Raw genomic sequence first — 13,057 nt, 5'->3', positions numbered from 1 at the left:
GCTCAAGGATGGCGACTACATGCTCGCCGATCTCGACCGCGATCGTGACCTATCTCGATGCGCTGAACGGCAACCCGCCGCTGCTTCCCGCCGACGCCAAGGCGCGCGGCAAGGCGATCTGGTGGGAGGAATTCGCCGACACCATCCTCGCCCCCGCCGGAGGCAAGATCGTGTTCAATCGCTTTGTCGGACCGAAACTGCTGGGTATCCCGGGCGATGAGGCGGCGGCTGAGCTGGGCGAAAAGGAGTTCGCGCCGATCGTCGCATATCTGGAGGGCGCGGTGCCCGCCGCGGGCTGGCTTACCGGGCCCGAATTCAGCATCGGCGACATCGCGGTCGCGTCGGTGCTAAAAACCATGAGCTATGTCGGAAACGGCCCCGATGCGGACCGGCACCCTGCCACCGCCGCGTGGTATGCGCGTGTCACGTCGCGACAGTCCTGGATCGCAGTCAGCGATCGCGAGCGCGGGGTGTTCGAGGCAGGACGGGCAAGCGCCTGAATGCGACGCCCGCCCGGCAAGACCGGACGGGCGCAGCGAAGCTACCTCTTCTTCTTCTTCATCGGCTTGTGAGCAGTGTGCAAGGGCGGAGCCGGCTTGAAATTGGCCGGCAAGGCGGTCCCCGTCGCGGTGCTCGGCGATTCGACGATGTCAGGCCCAAGCGGCCCGAGCGCGCCGAGCAGTTCGCCCTTCTCTTTTTCGGGGACCTTGAACTTGTCGAGCGTGGCGACGAGGTCTTCGACCAGCGCGCCGAACTCGCCCTGGGTCACGCCCATGTTGTGGTGCGACGCCTTCATGCTTAGCCCGGTGTACTTGCACGGGCCACCCGTGGCGGAGCAAATGAATGACTTGAGGTTGGCAACGAGGCGCGCCGCGTCGGACTTGGCGAATTTTGCATTGATGCGGGTGTCGGCGAGCACGCGCCCGGCGAAGTCGTCGACCACCGCGTTCACCGCGGGCTGACCGCCGAGACGGTCGAACAAGGGTTTTTCGGCCATGTGATGATCGGCCAAAGCCGGTGCCGTGCTCAGCAGAAAAGCAACGGCGGATACGGCAAATAGTCTGCGCATGTCGTTCTCCAAGAATGCAGGAGGACACCAGCGTCCTCCACGATTCGACCCAGCGACCCGCGACGTTCTTGGTTTTGGTGGCCGCCTTTGAGCATTGTTTTGTGACACCTACAATGGGGAGACAGCGCGCCGCCGAACAAAAATCGCTCGCGGATTGACTACATACCAACCAGTTGGTATCCGGCAATTCGATGATGGATATCTCACCCTCCAAACCCCGTCGCGGCGACGCCCGCGTTGCGCTGCTCGATGCCGCTCACGCCCTTGTGCGCCGCAAGGGGTGGTCGGCGACGAGCGTCGATGAACTCTGCACCGCAGCGGGAGTGACCAAGGGCGCGTTCTTTCACCACTTCCCCTCGAAGGAAGCCCTTGGCACCGCCGCGGCCGAGCAATGGACCGCCCGCGCGCAGCATCTGATCTTCGAGCTGCCCAGCTATCTGACGATAGAGGACCCGCTCGAACGCGTGCTCGGTCACATCGATTTTCGCCTCGCAATGATCTCCGGGCCGGCGGAAGACTATTCGTGCTTCGTCGGCACGATGGTCTCGGAAACCTTTGTCACCAGCCCTGCCCTACGCGCTGCCAGCGATGCCAGCATCAGCGCCTATGGCGAGCGCCTGGCGCAAGACATCCAACAGGCCATCGATGACCGTGGGGCGCCACCGGGCATCACCGCGCTAGGCCTGGCCTACCATGTCCAGGCGGTGCTCCAGGGCGCCTTCGTCCTGGCGAAAGCCAAGGGCGATCCGGCTTATGCCCGGGACAGCGTCATTCACCTGAAGCGTTACATCAGCCTACTGTTCGGAAAGGAGTCGCATCCATGACCAAGTCGATTTTCATCAACCTGCCGGTGGCCGACCTGCCGCGCGCCAGGACGTTCTACGAGGCAATCGGCTTCGTCAACGAGCCCCGCTTCACTGACGACACCGCCGCGGCGATGCGCTGGTCGGAGGCGATCTTCGTGATGCTGCTGACCCACGCCAAGTGGAAGGGCTTCACCACTCGGCCGATCCCCGACAGCGGATCGAGCGAGGTATCGCTGGCGATTTCGCTCGACAGCCGTGACGAGGTGGATCGGGTCCTCGCCGCCGCGAAGGACGCGGGGGGAACCATCGACGTCAATCCGCCCGAGGACCACGGCTTCATGTACCAGCGCACGATCCTCGATCCCGACGGGCACATCTGGGAGCCGATGTGGATGGATCCGGCAGTGGCAAACTCCGACGCGCACATTTCCGAAGCGGCAACGCAGGAGAAAGTGTCGTGAGCTATATCGACGGATTCGTGATCCCGGTCAGCCGCGAAAGCAAGGAACCCTTCGTCGCTCACGCCACGAAAATGGACCAGTTCTTCATCGATCATGGCGCCTGCAAGGTGGTCGAATGCTGGGGTGCCGACCTGAAGCCGGGCAAGACGACCGACTTCCAGGGTGCCGTTCACGCCAAGGAAGGCGAAACCGTCGCATTCGCGTGGATCGAGTGGCCCGACAAGGTCACCCGCAACGCGGCGATGAAGGCCTCGGAACAAGACTCGGCGATGTTGGCCGAACCGATGCCGTTCGATGGCAGCCGGATGATCTTCGGCGGGTTCGAACCGATCGTCGAGGAAGGCGCTCCCTCCCCCGGCGACTACGTCCAGGGCTTCATCCTTCCGGTGCCCGAGGGTCGACGCGAGGATTATCGCAAGATGGCGGCCGAAGCGTGGCCGATGTTCGAGGGCTATGGCGCCACCAGCGTGCTGGAGGCCTGGGGTGTCGACGTGCCGGAAGGCAAGCAGACCGACTTCTACCGGGCGGTCAAGGCTCAACCGGGCGAGAAGATCGTGTTCTCGTGGATGACGTGGCCCTCGCGCGAGGTCTGCGACGCGGCGGCCGAGAAGATGCAGTCCGATCCCGAGATGAAGATGCCCGACGACATGCCGTTCGACGGCAACCGCATGGTTTACGGTGGGTTCGAACCCGTCGTCGTCATGGGAGAAAGGTAATGGCCAAGCCCACAGGCGGATTCATCTGGTACGAACTGATGACCACCGATCTCGATGCAGCTGCAAGGTTTTATGGCGCTGTAATCGGGTGGAACATTTCCGCGACGTCCGCCTCCGAAGGTCAGGACTATCGCATGATCGGGCGCAGCGACGGCGGCGCGGCCGGAGGCGTACTAAAGCTCAGCAAAGATATGATCGATCACGGCGCCAGACCGGTTTGGCTCGGCTACCTGCATGTCGCGGATGTCGATGCCGCGGTTGCCGCGATCGAGGCCGACGGCGGCAAGGTGCAGATGGCGGCCATGGACATTCCCCAAGGCCGCATCGCGATGATCGCCGATCCGCAGGGCGCTCCGATCTACCTCATGAAGCCGATCCCACCTGCCGACCAGCCCGACGCGGAGAGTGACGTCTTCTCGGTCGACCAGCCCCAACGCGTGCGCTGGAACGAGCTACAGTCGAGTGACGCCGAAGCTTCGGTGGCATTTTATAAGAGCCACTTCGGCTGGACCCAGGAAGGCGAGATGGACATGGGGCCGATGGGCAAATACCGGTTCGTCCAGCACGACGGGGTCGGCATCGGTGCGGTCATGCCCAAGATGGAGGCGGTGCCGCATAGCGTCTGGTCGTTTTACATCGGCGTGGGCGACATCGATCGGGCCGTAGCCGCGGTGACCGCTGGCGGGGGGACGCTGGACGGTGCGGTGATGGAAATTCCCGGCGGCGAATTCTCTGTTCACTGTTCGGACCCGCAAGGCGCCGCGTTCGGCCTTGTCGGCCCTCGGAAGGGATAATCCAGATGGCCGAATACACCTTCTTCACGAACCCGATGAGCCGCGGTCAGATCGCGCGTTGGGCACTGCACGAGGCGGGCGCCGACTATGATCAGGTCCTGGTTCCCTGGGCGGACAAGCCCGCCGAACTGCTCGCCGCCAACCCGATGGGTAAGGTTCCGACGCTGGTTCACCATGCGGTCAGCGGGGACCGCACGATCAGCGAAGCGGCAGCGATCTGCGCCTATCTCGCCGACGCCCACCCCGGCGCTGAACTCGCCCCGCGCGAGACCGAGCGGGCCGACTACTACCGTTGGATGTTTTTCGCTGCCGGGCCGGTGGAGCAGGCGATCGTCGCCAAGTCGATGGGCTGGGAAACCCCCAAGGAGCGCGAGATGATGGTCGGGTTCGGCAGCTTCGACCGGGTTCTGGCCACCCTCGAGGAGCATCTCGGCGCCGGCGACTGGGTCTGCGGTGAGCGCTTTACGATGGCCGACGTCTATGTCGGCAGCCAGGTCGACTGGGGCCTCGCGTTCGGCACGATGCCATCGCTACCGGCATTCGAAGCCTACGCCGAGCGGCTCCGTGAGCGCGATGGCTACAAAGCGGCCAAGGCCATCGACAATAAACTGATCGAGGAATCCCAGAAATGACCACGCCCAAGAATCTCGTCTGTTTGTGGTACGACGGCACCGCCGAGGAAGCCGCCAACTTCTATGCCGCGACCTTTCCCGATACACATGTCACCGCGGTCCACCGCGCGCCGGGCGACTATCCCGACGGCCACAAGGGCGATGTCCTGACCGTCGAGTTCAGCGTTCTCGGCATTCCCTGCATCGGTCTCAACGGCGGCCCGATGTTTCCCCAGACCGAAGCGTTTTCGTTCCAGATTGCGACCGACGATCAGGCCGAGACCGACCGCTACTGGAACGCCATCGTCGGCAACGGCGGCGCCGAAAGTCAGTGCGGCTGGTGCAAAGACAAGTGGGGGCTCAACTGGCAAATCACGCCGCGGGTGCTGACCCGGGCGATGGCCCAGGGCGGCGACGTGGCCAAACGCGCGTTCGAAGCGATGATGCCGATGAAGAAGATCGATGTCGCGGCGATCGAGGCCGCGGTGAATGCCGATGCGTAAGGTCCGCGGTTCGGTCTTCCTTTCGCTTGACGGAGCCGTCCAGCGGGCGGGCACGAGCGCGCGCGAAGCCGATCGGCAGCGGCGTATGCGAGAGGGGACCTGGTGATGCTGGCGCTCTATGGTCATCCGTTCTCGTCCTACACCTGGAAGGCGCTGATCGCGCTTTACGCCAACGCCACGCCGTTCGAGTTTCGGATGGTCGATCCCGATCATCCGGATAACTCCGCGTTCGTCGCCCAGGCCAGTCCGCTGGGGCGCTTTCCGGTTCTGGTCGATGGCTCGCGGACGGTGTTCGAGGCCACCGCGATCATCGATTATCTTCACCTGCGCCATGCCGGCCCCGCCCAGTTGCTTCCGGCCGATCCCGAGGCTGCGGTGGAGATGCGGATGATCGACCGGGTCTTCGACCTGTCGGTGATGGATGTGATGCAGGAAATCGTTGCCGAACACCTCCGATCACCGGAGGATCCCGATCCCGCGGTGGCCTCGCGCGTTCACGACCGGCTGGATCGGTCCTATCGCTGGATCGACCGCTGGCTGGGCGACAACCCACCGGGCGACACGATCACACTCGTCGAGTGCGCGGCAGCGCCTTCGCTATTCTATGCCGATTGGGTCCATCGGATTCCGCCAGAGCTGGATCGCCTGCGCGCCTGGCGCGCGCACCTGCTCGCCCTGCCCCCGGTCAAGCGCTGCGTCGACGAGGCCCGCCCCTACCGAGCCTACTTCCCGCTCGGCGCACCCGATCGCGATTGAGGAGACTGCCGTGAGCGACCACCACGAACTTACCATCACCCGCACGATAGCCGCCCCACCCGCGCAAGTCTGGGACATCATGACCAACCGCATAGAGGAGTGGTGGTGCCCCAAGCCGTGGCGCGCGGAATTCGCCACGCTCGAACGCAGGCCCGGGGGCGTTTCGACCTGCACGATGTACGGACCCGATGGCGAGGTCCATCCTCATCCCGGCACCGTTCTCGCCTGGGACGAAGGACGCCGCTTCGCCTTCACCGATGCGATTGTCGGCGATCTCGAGCCCGCGGGGCCCTTCATGATCGGCATCTGGACCATCGAGCCCGAGGGGGAGGGCACCCGCTATACCGCGGTCGCCCGCCACTGGACTGAAGATTCGATGCAGCGTCACGCCGAGATGGGCTTTGAGCACGGCTGGGGCGCATGCGCCGATCAGCTCGTGGCCCTGTGCGAGAACCGATAAAGCCGATGCACCAGCCGTTCCTGAAGGCATGGCTTTTGTGCGGAACGCTCGACGCGCTCTATGCAAGCATCCTTTCGCTCGCCCGCGGTGGAGGCGTCGGCGACGTCTGGCGCGGAGTCGCCTCGGGGCCGTTCGGCGCAGCGGCGCAAAGCTGGAGTATCGCTGGCGTGTTTGCCGGAGTTGCTGTGCATTTCGCAATCATGGCGGCGATGACTGCTGTTGCAGCTGTGCTTTTCAGGCGGTCGCCGCTGGGCGACGCCAACCCGTGGCTGGCGGGGACGCTTTACGGGCTGGCGCTTTATGGCGTGATGTACGGCATCGTCTTGCCCGCGCGGTTCGGTGCGCCCTTCCCCAATCCCGACAGGATCAAACTCGCCCTCGGTCTGTTTCCGCACGTTGCATTCGTCGGCATTCCGATGGCGCTGCTTCTCGGCCGGCCTAAAGAATCTTCCTGAGCGCCTGATACGCCTCGACCACCTGCTGCAGGCGCGCCTCGAAGCTGCGGTCGCCACCGTTGCGGTCGGGATGATACTTGCGGACCAGTTCGGTGTAGCGGCGGCGCAGGGCGGTGCGGTCGGCGTCGTGGCTGAGCGCCAGCAACTCCAGTGCGCGGCGCTGCTCCGCAGTCAGCACCCGTCCATCGGCGCGCGCCACCGGCCGCCTTGCCCGGGCCCGCCCCGAGATCGCTTCGAGCGGGTCGGTGAAATCCGCCCAGCGCGGGGCCTGGTCGATTCCGGCTGCGGCGCTGAACGCGCGAGTCTCGCGCTCCCACCCCGCCACGGGATGCTGGGCCATAAGGATTTCCTCGGCGCTCATCCCCTCGAACCAGTCGTAGCTCGAATTGAACGCGCGCACGTGGCCGAGGCAGAACCAGCGATAATCGCCCGGCCCGTCGAAGCCTGGCCGGCGTTCCCCGGGAGCGCGGAACTCGCCTGCCTCGTCGCAGCCTGGCGCGGCGCAGGGGCGGTTGCTGCCATCGACACGGCCGTGGAACTTGTTGAGCCTCACCGCTTCCACATGGGCATCAAGGCGCTAGAAGGGAAGATATGAAAACCCCGATCGCGCACGAAATGGGACGCCTGCTCCAAACCGCCTTCGCGCCGACGGCGCTGGTGGTAACCAACGACAGCGCCCGCCACCACGGCCATGCCGGCGACGACGGCAGCGGCGAATCGCATTTCACCGTCGAGATCGAGAGCGCCGCGTTTGTCGGCGTCTCGCGGCTCGAACGCCAGCGCATGATCAACCGCGCCCTCGGCGACCTTCCCGGCCAACGGGTCCATGCGCTGGCGATCAGGGCCCGAGCGCCCGGCGAATGACCGCCCCGCGCCGCATCCGCCGCGCCGCGCGGCTGCTGGTGATTGACGAGTATGAGCGGCTGCTGCTGTTCCGCTTCACCTTTGCCGGACGCCGCGCGTTCTGGGCGACGGCGGGGGGCGAGTGCGATCCGGGCGAAAGCTTCGAGGACGCCGCCCGGCGCGAACTGGCAGAGGAAACCGGGCTGGTCGCGGACCTCGGTCCGGTTATCGCTGCGCGAAGGAATCATTTCATCACCGCAACTGGCGAGCCCGTCACGGCCGACGAACGCTATTTCCGCATTCGCGTCCCCGCAGGCGAGATCGCCACGGATGGCCACACCGAACTGGAGCGCCAGATCATGCAGCAGCATCGCTGGTTCACCCGCGCCGAATTGCGCGACTGGGACGAGCCGATCTTCCCTCCCGAAATCCTCAATCTGCTCAATCGCTAGGCGATGGCATGATCGTCCAGTCCATCACACCCGTCACCCACGATCTGGGTGGATTCAAGGTCCGCCGGGTGCTTCCGGGCAAGGCGCGGACGATGGTCGGGCCGTTCATCTTCGTCGATGAATTCGGCCCGGCGAAGCTGGAGATCGGCCAGGCGATGGATGTGCGTCCGCACCCGCACATCAATCTCGCCACCGTAACCTGGCTGTTCGAGGGCGCAATCGACCATCGCGACAGCCTGGGCACTTACGCCACGATTCGGCCGGGCCAGGTCAACCTGATGACCGCGGGACGGGGCATCGTCCATTCCGAGCGTAGCCCGCAAGCGGAGCGCGCGATTGGCCCGACGATGTACGGCATGCAGACTTGGCTGGCGTTGCCCGACGGGCGCGAGGAAATAGACCCGGCGTTCGAAGCGCAGACCGATCTGCCGCTGATCGAGGCGGGCGGGGCCAGCGCGCGGGTGATCATGGGCGAACTGTGGGGCCAGCGCGCGCCGACCACCTGCCACGCGGAAACCATATATGCCGAAATCGTGCTGGGACCGAGCGGATCGATCCCCATCGATGCGGAGGCCGACGAGCGCGCGGTCATGCTGGTGGGCGGCGAAGCGAGCATCGGCGGGACCGACCTGGTGCTGTACGAACTCGCCGTCCTTGCCCCCGGTGCGGCACTGACGCTTGCATCGGCCACCGGAGCCCGCCTCATGCTGCTCGGCGGCGAAGCCTTCACGACCCCGCGCCATGTCTGGTGGAACTTCGTCTCGTCCTCGCGCGAGCGGATCAACCAGGCCAAGGACGACTGGCGCGAGGGTCGCTTGGGCGTCGTTCCCGGTGACAGCGAAGAGTTCATCCCCCTGCCCCAGGTCCCCAGCACGGTGAGCTACCCATGACCACCGGTCCGCCCGCCAGGTCGGCCAACGATCGAATTGAAATTTGGCCTGTCCTACAGGGTGCCGGCTTGGCAATACGAAGTGGCATGCGCGCCAACCCCAGCCTCACCAACGTCACGACCACAACGGCTACCCCCCGCTTGGACGGGCGCATAATATCCCAAAAACTTTTTCCCTTGAACAGTGGTCCAAGTGGTCCACGAAACGCAGGCGGCAATCCCCCATGAACGAACAAACCGTGTGGATCACCGGCGCTTCGAGCGGAATCGGCGAAGCGTTGGCCAAGGAATCCAGCAAGCGCGGTGCGAGAGTCATTCTGTCCGGCCGCAATATCGCCGAGCTCGATCGGGTCGCCTCGGAGTGTGGCGAGACGTTGGTCCTGCCGTTCGAGACAACCGACTACGACGCGCTCCCCGGGCTTGTCGCGAGGGCTTGGGATTGGGCTGCCGGGATCGACCTGTTGATCAACAATGCCGGAATCTCGCAACGTTCGCTCGCCGAGGAAACCGAGTTCGCGGTGTACGAGCGGATCGTCGCGGTCGATCTGCTCGCCCCGATCGCTCTGACCCAGGCACTGCTGCCACGGATGGTGGATCGCAAGTCGGGTCGGCTGGCGTTCATCTCCAGCATCGCGGGCAAAGTTGGGGTGCCCATGCGCAGCGCCTACAGCGCGGCCAAGTTCGGGCTGCTCGGCTATGCCGATGCGCTTCGGGCCGAGCTTTCGGTTCACGGAATTCAGGTCCACGGAATCGCTCCGGGATCGATCCGCACCAACGTTTCGCGCAACGCGCTGACCTCCGACGGGTCGGAGCGTGGGTTCAGCGACCCTGCGATCGAAAAGGGCATCGATCCTACGGCAGCCGCTGTGGAAATGCTCGATGCGATCGCCGCCGGACAGCGCGAGATCGTCGTCGCGCACGGCGCCGAAAAGCAGATGGGCGAGCTCACTCGGACCCCCGATGCGCTGTTCGACCAGGTCGCCGCGTTGATGGCACGCGGCTATGCGCAGCAGCTCAAGGCTGAGCATTGATCGTGGAGCAGACCCGCGTCGCCCTCGCCGGCGGGATCGAACTTGATGTCGTCGATGTGGGGCCAAAGTCTGTGGGCGGGCGCGATGCGCCGGTCCTGATCTTCCTCCACGGGTTCCCCGAATCGCACCGCACCTGGCGCCACCAGATCGCGCATTTTTCCGACAGGTTCCGCTGCATCGCGCCCGACCAGCGCGGCTATCGCGGCTCATCGAAGCCGCAAGAGGTCTCCGCCTACACCCCCGACAAGCTGATCGGCGACGTTTTCCAACTCGCCGACGCGCTCGGTGTGGGCAGCTTCACCATCGTCGGTCACGACTGGGGCGGGGCGATCGCCTGGGGGGTGGCGCTCACCGGGCAGGCGAGCGGGCGGGTCAATCGTGCGGTTATCGCCAACGCGCCGCATCCCACAATCTTTTCCAAGCTACTATGGCTCAACCCGCGTCAGCGCGAATCGAGCCAGTATTTCCGGGCCTTTCGCGATCCCGCAAACGATGCGCTGGTTCACGCGGGCGGGCTCGGCGCGATGCTGCTCAAGGCCTTCGGCGATCGGATGGTCGGCGGCGACGATCCGATGGAACCCGACGAGCGCGCGGCGCTCTTGTCCGACTGGCAGGACCGCGAGGCTGCCATCGGCATGCTCAATTGGTATCGCGCCTCCCCGATGGAGGTGCCGCCCATGGATGCGCCCTTCGCGCTGCCGGCTGGGTACGCCGAGAGGCCGATGCCTCCGCTCACTATTCCGACACTTGTCGTCTGGGCGATGGACGACTTGGCGCTGCCGCCTGAAAACCTTGCGGGCATGGAAGAATTGGTCACCGACCTGACCGTCGTGAAGGTCCCCGATTGCGGACACTTCGTGCCGTGGGAGGCGCCCGCCGCGGTCAACGCGGCGATGGATGCGTTCCTTTCCCGCACCGCGGCAGATGGCTGAGGCGCCGTCGGGCATCGGCGCGGCACTCGCCGGTGCGCGCGAACAGTCGCGGCGCTCGCTACTGCGCAACCATGGCGGCGGCCATGCCTCGGTCAGCAATCTCGAGCTGTTCTTCGACCTCGTGTTCGTGTTCGCGATCACCCAGCTATCGCACTTCCTGCTCCAGCATCTGGACTGGCTGGGGGCGGCACAGACCATCATCCTGTTTTTCGCGGTGTGGTGGGCATGGATGTACACCACCTGGGCGACCAACTGGATCGATCCCGATCGCCCCGCCAACCGGTTTCTGATCGGCGCGGTGATGCTCGCCAGCCTGGTCATGGCCTGCGCGCTGCCGGGAGCGTTCGGCGCCTATGCGTGGCAGTTCGTGTCGGCCTATTTGACCGTACAGATCGGCCGTACCGCCTACACTTCGTACGCCCTGGGCGAATGGAAGCGCGGCAGCGGCTTCAACATGCTGCGTGCATCGCTGTGGTTCGGCGTATCCGCGATCCCGTGGATAGGCGGATTGCTGACCGATCAGTCGCTACTCCGCATGGCCTGGTGGACCGCCGCGCTGGCGATCGAATATGCCGGGCCGCTGGCGCTCTTCTGGTTTCCCTGGCTTGGCCGTTCGCGCCCTCAGGACTGGGAGATTTCCGGCAGTCACATGGCCGAACGCTGCGGCCTGTTCATCATCGTGGCGCTGGGCGAAGGGCTGATCATCACCGGCGCGACCTACGCGGGGGCGGAGCCGATGCGCGGTATCGATGCCGCCTTCGTCAACGCCTTCCTCGGTTCGTTCGCAATGTGGTGGATATACTTCGACATCGGCGCGCGGCGCGGGGCCTGGCATATCGAGCATCACGAAGTGCCCGGCCTGATCGCGCGGCAGGCGTTCACCTATTGGCATTTACCGATCGTCGCGGGCATCGTCCTCCTCGCGGTGGTCGATGAATTGACCCTCGCCCACCCATTCGACCCCGTTCACCCCGATTTCGTCGCGCTCGTCGCGGGTGGAATGGCGCTGTTCGTTGGGGGCAACATGGCGTTCAAGCGGATCTCGAGCGGCAGCCCGTGGTATCCGCTGTCGCATGGCATCGGGCTGGGATTGACGCTGGCCATCGCGGTATGGGGTCTCGCCACCTCCCCGCCGCGCCTGGCGCTGGCCGCGGCCAGCACGATCGCCCTGGCGACGATCGCCCTGTGGGAGTGGGGCAGCTTCCACGGCGGATGGATCGAGCGGATGGAGGCGCGCGGCTGGTGGCTTGGCCGTGTACTGCGCCGCCGCATGGATCGCGGCCGGGCGCGGCGGGAGGCCAAGGCGGCAGCGAAGGCCTAGCTTCGGGGCTTGTCGAGCACCCGGATCAGACCTTCCTGCGCGGTGCTGGCGACGAGCCGCCCGTCGCGCGTGAAGATTCGGCCACGGTTCATCCCCCGGCCTCGGCCCGCCCAGGTGCTGTCGGTGGCGTAGAGCAGCCACTGGTCGGCGCGGACGTCGTCATGAAACCACACCGCGTGATCGAGGCTGACCCCCATCACGTTGCCCCGCGCCCACGACAGCCCATGCGGCATCGTGCACGTGCCGAGCAAGGTCATGTCGCTGGCGTAGGCGAGCACCGCGCGGTGGATGCGCGGATCGTTAGGCAGCGGCGCTACCGCGCGGAACCACGTATTCGCAAGTGGCAGCCCCGGCTCTCCGCCCATCCAATGGCGCTTTTCCGCGGGGCGCAGTTCGATCGGACGCGGCGCGAGCATCGCGGCCTGCCGATCCTTGGCGAATTCGGAGGCATATTTGAGCCGCAGTTCGCGCTCGCTCGGCAAGTCCTCGGGCGGATGGACATCGGGCATCTCGTCCTGATGGCTGACCCCCTCCTCACGCCGATGGAACGACGCCGTGAGGTTGAGGATCGGGCGCCCCTGCTGGCTGGCGACCACCCGGCGGTTTGAGAAGCTGCCCCCGTCGAGATCGCGCGCGACCGCAAATTCGATCTCGTGATCTTCGCTGCCGCCGCGCAGGAAGTAGGCGTGGAGCGAATGCGCCTCGCGATCCTGAAGCACCGTCCGCTCCGCCGCGGCGAGCGCCTGGGCGATCACCTGGCCGCCGAACACACGGCCCACGCCGCCGCGCTTGCGTCGCCCGACATAGCTATCGGGGGCCACGCCCGGCTTGACGTCGAGCAGCTTGACCAGCCAGCGGACCAGATGTTCGGGGGCGGGTGCGTCGGCTTCGCTCATGCCCAGGCAATTAGAAACCACATCCGCTGATGTCGAGCGAAGTCGAGGCGTGCTGCGCAGGT

Annotated in this window: 19 protein-coding genes and 1 pseudogene; 17 read left to right on the top strand and 3 right to left on the bottom strand. The window is 65.5% G+C overall.

Annotated elements, in window-relative coordinates; translation table 11 throughout:
- The first annotated feature begins 8 nt into the window (after positions 1 to 8).
- Complete coding sequence (locus GKE62_RS00610; protein ID WP_154690565.1) at positions 9 to 500, top strand: glutathione S-transferase family protein; 492 nt, start codon at positions 9 to 11, stop codon at positions 498 to 500.
- Between the two features lie 41 nt (positions 501 to 541).
- On the opposite strand, the gene GKE62_RS00605 is transcribed toward GKE62_RS00610, so the two are convergent.
- Positions 542 to 1,069: a group 1 truncated hemoglobin gene (locus tag GKE62_RS00605; RefSeq protein WP_154690564.1), complete on the bottom strand. Its 528-nt coding sequence runs from the start codon at positions 1,067 to 1,069 to the stop codon at positions 542 to 544.
- A 191-nt stretch (positions 1,070 to 1,260) separates the two neighbouring features.
- Here GKE62_RS00605 and GKE62_RS00600 point away from each other — a divergent pair, with 191 nt between their 5' ends.
- From GKE62_RS00600 to GKE62_RS00560, 10 genes and pseudogenes are all read left to right on the top strand, one after another.
- Positions 1,261 to 1,893, top strand: coding sequence for a TetR/AcrR family transcriptional regulator (locus GKE62_RS00600; RefSeq protein WP_154690563.1), 633 nt, complete (start codon positions 1,261 to 1,263; stop codon positions 1,891 to 1,893).
- Positions 1,890 to 2,336 (top strand): VOC family protein, encoded by a 447-nt coding sequence (locus tag GKE62_RS00595; protein WP_154690562.1) that lies wholly within the window; start codon positions 1,890 to 1,892, stop codon positions 2,334 to 2,336. The genes GKE62_RS00600 and GKE62_RS00595 overlap by 4 nt, the downstream gene beginning before the upstream one ends.
- A pseudogene (locus tag GKE62_RS18660) lies at positions 2,333 to 2,674 on the top strand (DUF1428 domain-containing protein); the annotation flags it as partial. The gene GKE62_RS00595 and the pseudogene GKE62_RS18660, both read left to right, overlap by 4 nt.
- Positions 2,666 to 3,052, top strand: a complete 387-nt coding sequence (locus GKE62_RS18655) for a DUF1428 domain-containing protein (protein WP_255453620.1) — start codon at positions 2,666 to 2,668, stop codon at positions 3,050 to 3,052. The pseudogene GKE62_RS18660 and the gene GKE62_RS18655, both read left to right, overlap by 9 nt.
- Complete coding sequence (locus GKE62_RS00585; protein WP_154690560.1) at positions 3,052 to 3,846, top strand: VOC family protein; 795 nt, start codon at positions 3,052 to 3,054, stop codon at positions 3,844 to 3,846. The genes GKE62_RS18655 and GKE62_RS00585 overlap by 1 nt, the downstream gene beginning before the upstream one ends.
- Positions 3,847 to 3,851: 5 nt before the next feature.
- The gene (locus tag GKE62_RS00580; protein ID WP_154690559.1) at positions 3,852 to 4,478 is read left to right on the top strand and encodes a glutathione S-transferase family protein; all 627 of its coding nucleotides are present in this window, start codon (positions 3,852 to 3,854) and stop codon (positions 4,476 to 4,478) included.
- Entirely contained in the window at positions 4,475 to 4,960 is a 486-nt protein-coding gene (locus GKE62_RS00575; protein ID WP_154690558.1) for a VOC family protein, read from the top strand. The genes GKE62_RS00580 and GKE62_RS00575 overlap by 4 nt, the downstream gene beginning before the upstream one ends.
- 102 nt (positions 4,961 to 5,062) lie before the next feature.
- The gene (locus tag GKE62_RS00570) at positions 5,063 to 5,716 is read left to right on the top strand and encodes a glutathione S-transferase family protein (RefSeq protein WP_154690557.1); all 654 of its coding nucleotides are present in this window, start codon (positions 5,063 to 5,065) and stop codon (positions 5,714 to 5,716) included.
- A 10-nt stretch (positions 5,717 to 5,726) separates the two neighbouring features.
- Positions 5,727 to 6,176 (top strand): SRPBCC family protein, encoded by a 450-nt coding sequence (locus tag GKE62_RS00565; RefSeq protein WP_154690556.1) that lies wholly within the window; start codon positions 5,727 to 5,729, stop codon positions 6,174 to 6,176.
- Positions 6,177 to 6,181: 5 nt separating this feature from the next.
- The gene (locus GKE62_RS00560; RefSeq protein WP_154690555.1) at positions 6,182 to 6,631 is read left to right on the top strand and encodes a hypothetical protein; all 450 of its coding nucleotides are present in this window, start codon (positions 6,182 to 6,184) and stop codon (positions 6,629 to 6,631) included.
- Here the strand turns inward: GKE62_RS00560 and GKE62_RS00555 are convergent.
- The gene (locus GKE62_RS00555; protein ID WP_154690554.1) at positions 6,615 to 7,184 is read right to left on the bottom strand and encodes a J domain-containing protein; all 570 of its coding nucleotides are present in this window, start codon (positions 7,182 to 7,184) and stop codon (positions 6,615 to 6,617) included. The genes GKE62_RS00560 and GKE62_RS00555 overlap by 17 nt on opposite strands.
- 38 nt (positions 7,185 to 7,222) lie before the next feature.
- Here GKE62_RS00555 and GKE62_RS00550 point away from each other — a divergent pair, with 38 nt between their 5' ends.
- The 6 genes from GKE62_RS00550 (at position 7,223) to GKE62_RS00525 (ending at position 12,099) form a co-directional block, all read left to right on the top strand.
- A complete protein-coding gene (locus tag GKE62_RS00550; protein ID WP_154690553.1) occupies positions 7,223 to 7,495 on the top strand; it encodes a BolA family transcriptional regulator in 273 nt (90 codons plus the stop codon).
- A complete protein-coding gene (locus tag GKE62_RS00545; RefSeq protein ID WP_154690552.1) occupies positions 7,492 to 7,926 on the top strand; it encodes an NUDIX hydrolase in 435 nt (144 codons plus the stop codon). The genes GKE62_RS00550 and GKE62_RS00545 overlap by 4 nt, the downstream gene beginning before the upstream one ends.
- Before the next feature lie 8 nt (positions 7,927 to 7,934).
- A complete protein-coding gene (locus GKE62_RS00540; RefSeq protein ID WP_154690551.1) occupies positions 7,935 to 8,816 on the top strand; it encodes a pirin family protein in 882 nt (293 codons plus the stop codon).
- Between the two features lie 223 nt (positions 8,817 to 9,039).
- Positions 9,040 to 9,846, top strand: a complete 807-nt coding sequence (locus tag GKE62_RS00535; RefSeq protein WP_154690550.1) for an SDR family NAD(P)-dependent oxidoreductase — start codon at positions 9,040 to 9,042, stop codon at positions 9,844 to 9,846.
- The gene (locus tag GKE62_RS00530) at positions 9,843 to 10,778 is read left to right on the top strand and encodes an alpha/beta fold hydrolase (protein WP_154690549.1); all 936 of its coding nucleotides are present in this window, start codon (positions 9,843 to 9,845) and stop codon (positions 10,776 to 10,778) included. The genes GKE62_RS00535 and GKE62_RS00530 overlap by 4 nt, the downstream gene beginning before the upstream one ends.
- A complete protein-coding gene (locus GKE62_RS00525) occupies positions 10,771 to 12,099 on the top strand; it encodes a low temperature requirement protein A (RefSeq protein WP_154693480.1) in 1,329 nt (442 codons plus the stop codon). The genes GKE62_RS00530 and GKE62_RS00525 overlap by 8 nt, the downstream gene beginning before the upstream one ends.
- Here GKE62_RS00525 and GKE62_RS00520 read toward each other — a convergent pair.
- Positions 12,096 to 12,995, bottom strand: coding sequence for an acyl-CoA thioesterase II (locus GKE62_RS00520; RefSeq protein ID WP_154690548.1), 900 nt, complete (start codon positions 12,993 to 12,995; stop codon positions 12,096 to 12,098). The genes GKE62_RS00525 and GKE62_RS00520 overlap by 4 nt on opposite strands.
- Between the last annotated feature and the right edge of the window lie 62 nt (positions 12,996 to 13,057).

The organism is Novosphingobium sp. Gsoil 351 (assembly GCF_009707465.1).
Taxonomy (GTDB): Bacteria; Pseudomonadota; Alphaproteobacteria; order Sphingomonadales; family Sphingomonadaceae; genus Novosphingobium.
This window is presented reverse-complemented; position numbering and strand designations above follow the sequence as displayed.

Coding starts and splice junctions, on each gene's coding strand:
- GKE62_RS00610 (WP_154690565.1), top strand. CDS start 9: ATGGCGACTACATGCTCGCCGATCTCGACCGCGATCGTGACCTATCTC.
- GKE62_RS00605 (WP_154690564.1), bottom strand. CDS start 1,069: ATGCGCAGACTATTTGCCGTATCCGCCGTTGCTTTTCTGCTGAGCACG.
- GKE62_RS00600 (WP_154690563.1), top strand. CDS start 1,261: ATGATGGATATCTCACCCTCCAAACCCCGTCGCGGCGACGCCCGCGTT.
- GKE62_RS00595 (WP_154690562.1), top strand. CDS start 1,890: ATGACCAAGTCGATTTTCATCAACCTGCCGGTGGCCGACCTGCCGCGC.
- GKE62_RS00585 (WP_154690560.1), top strand. CDS start 3,052: ATGGCCAAGCCCACAGGCGGATTCATCTGGTACGAACTGATGACCACC.
- GKE62_RS00580 (WP_154690559.1), top strand. CDS start 3,852: ATGGCCGAATACACCTTCTTCACGAACCCGATGAGCCGCGGTCAGATC.
- GKE62_RS00575 (WP_154690558.1), top strand. CDS start 4,475: ATGACCACGCCCAAGAATCTCGTCTGTTTGTGGTACGACGGCACCGCC.
- GKE62_RS00560 (WP_154690555.1), top strand. CDS start 6,182: ATGCACCAGCCGTTCCTGAAGGCATGGCTTTTGTGCGGAACGCTCGAC.
- GKE62_RS00550 (WP_154690553.1), top strand. CDS start 7,223: ATGAAAACCCCGATCGCGCACGAAATGGGACGCCTGCTCCAAACCGCC.
- GKE62_RS00545 (WP_154690552.1), top strand. CDS start 7,492: ATGACCGCCCCGCGCCGCATCCGCCGCGCCGCGCGGCTGCTGGTGATT.
- GKE62_RS00540 (WP_154690551.1), top strand. CDS start 7,935: ATGATCGTCCAGTCCATCACACCCGTCACCCACGATCTGGGTGGATTC.
- GKE62_RS00535 (WP_154690550.1), top strand. CDS start 9,040: ATGAACGAACAAACCGTGTGGATCACCGGCGCTTCGAGCGGAATCGGC.
- GKE62_RS00525 (WP_154693480.1), top strand. CDS start 10,771: ATGGCTGAGGCGCCGTCGGGCATCGGCGCGGCACTCGCCGGTGCGCGC.
- GKE62_RS00520 (WP_154690548.1), bottom strand. CDS start 12,995: ATGAGCGAAGCCGACGCACCCGCCCCCGAACATCTGGTCCGCTGGCTG.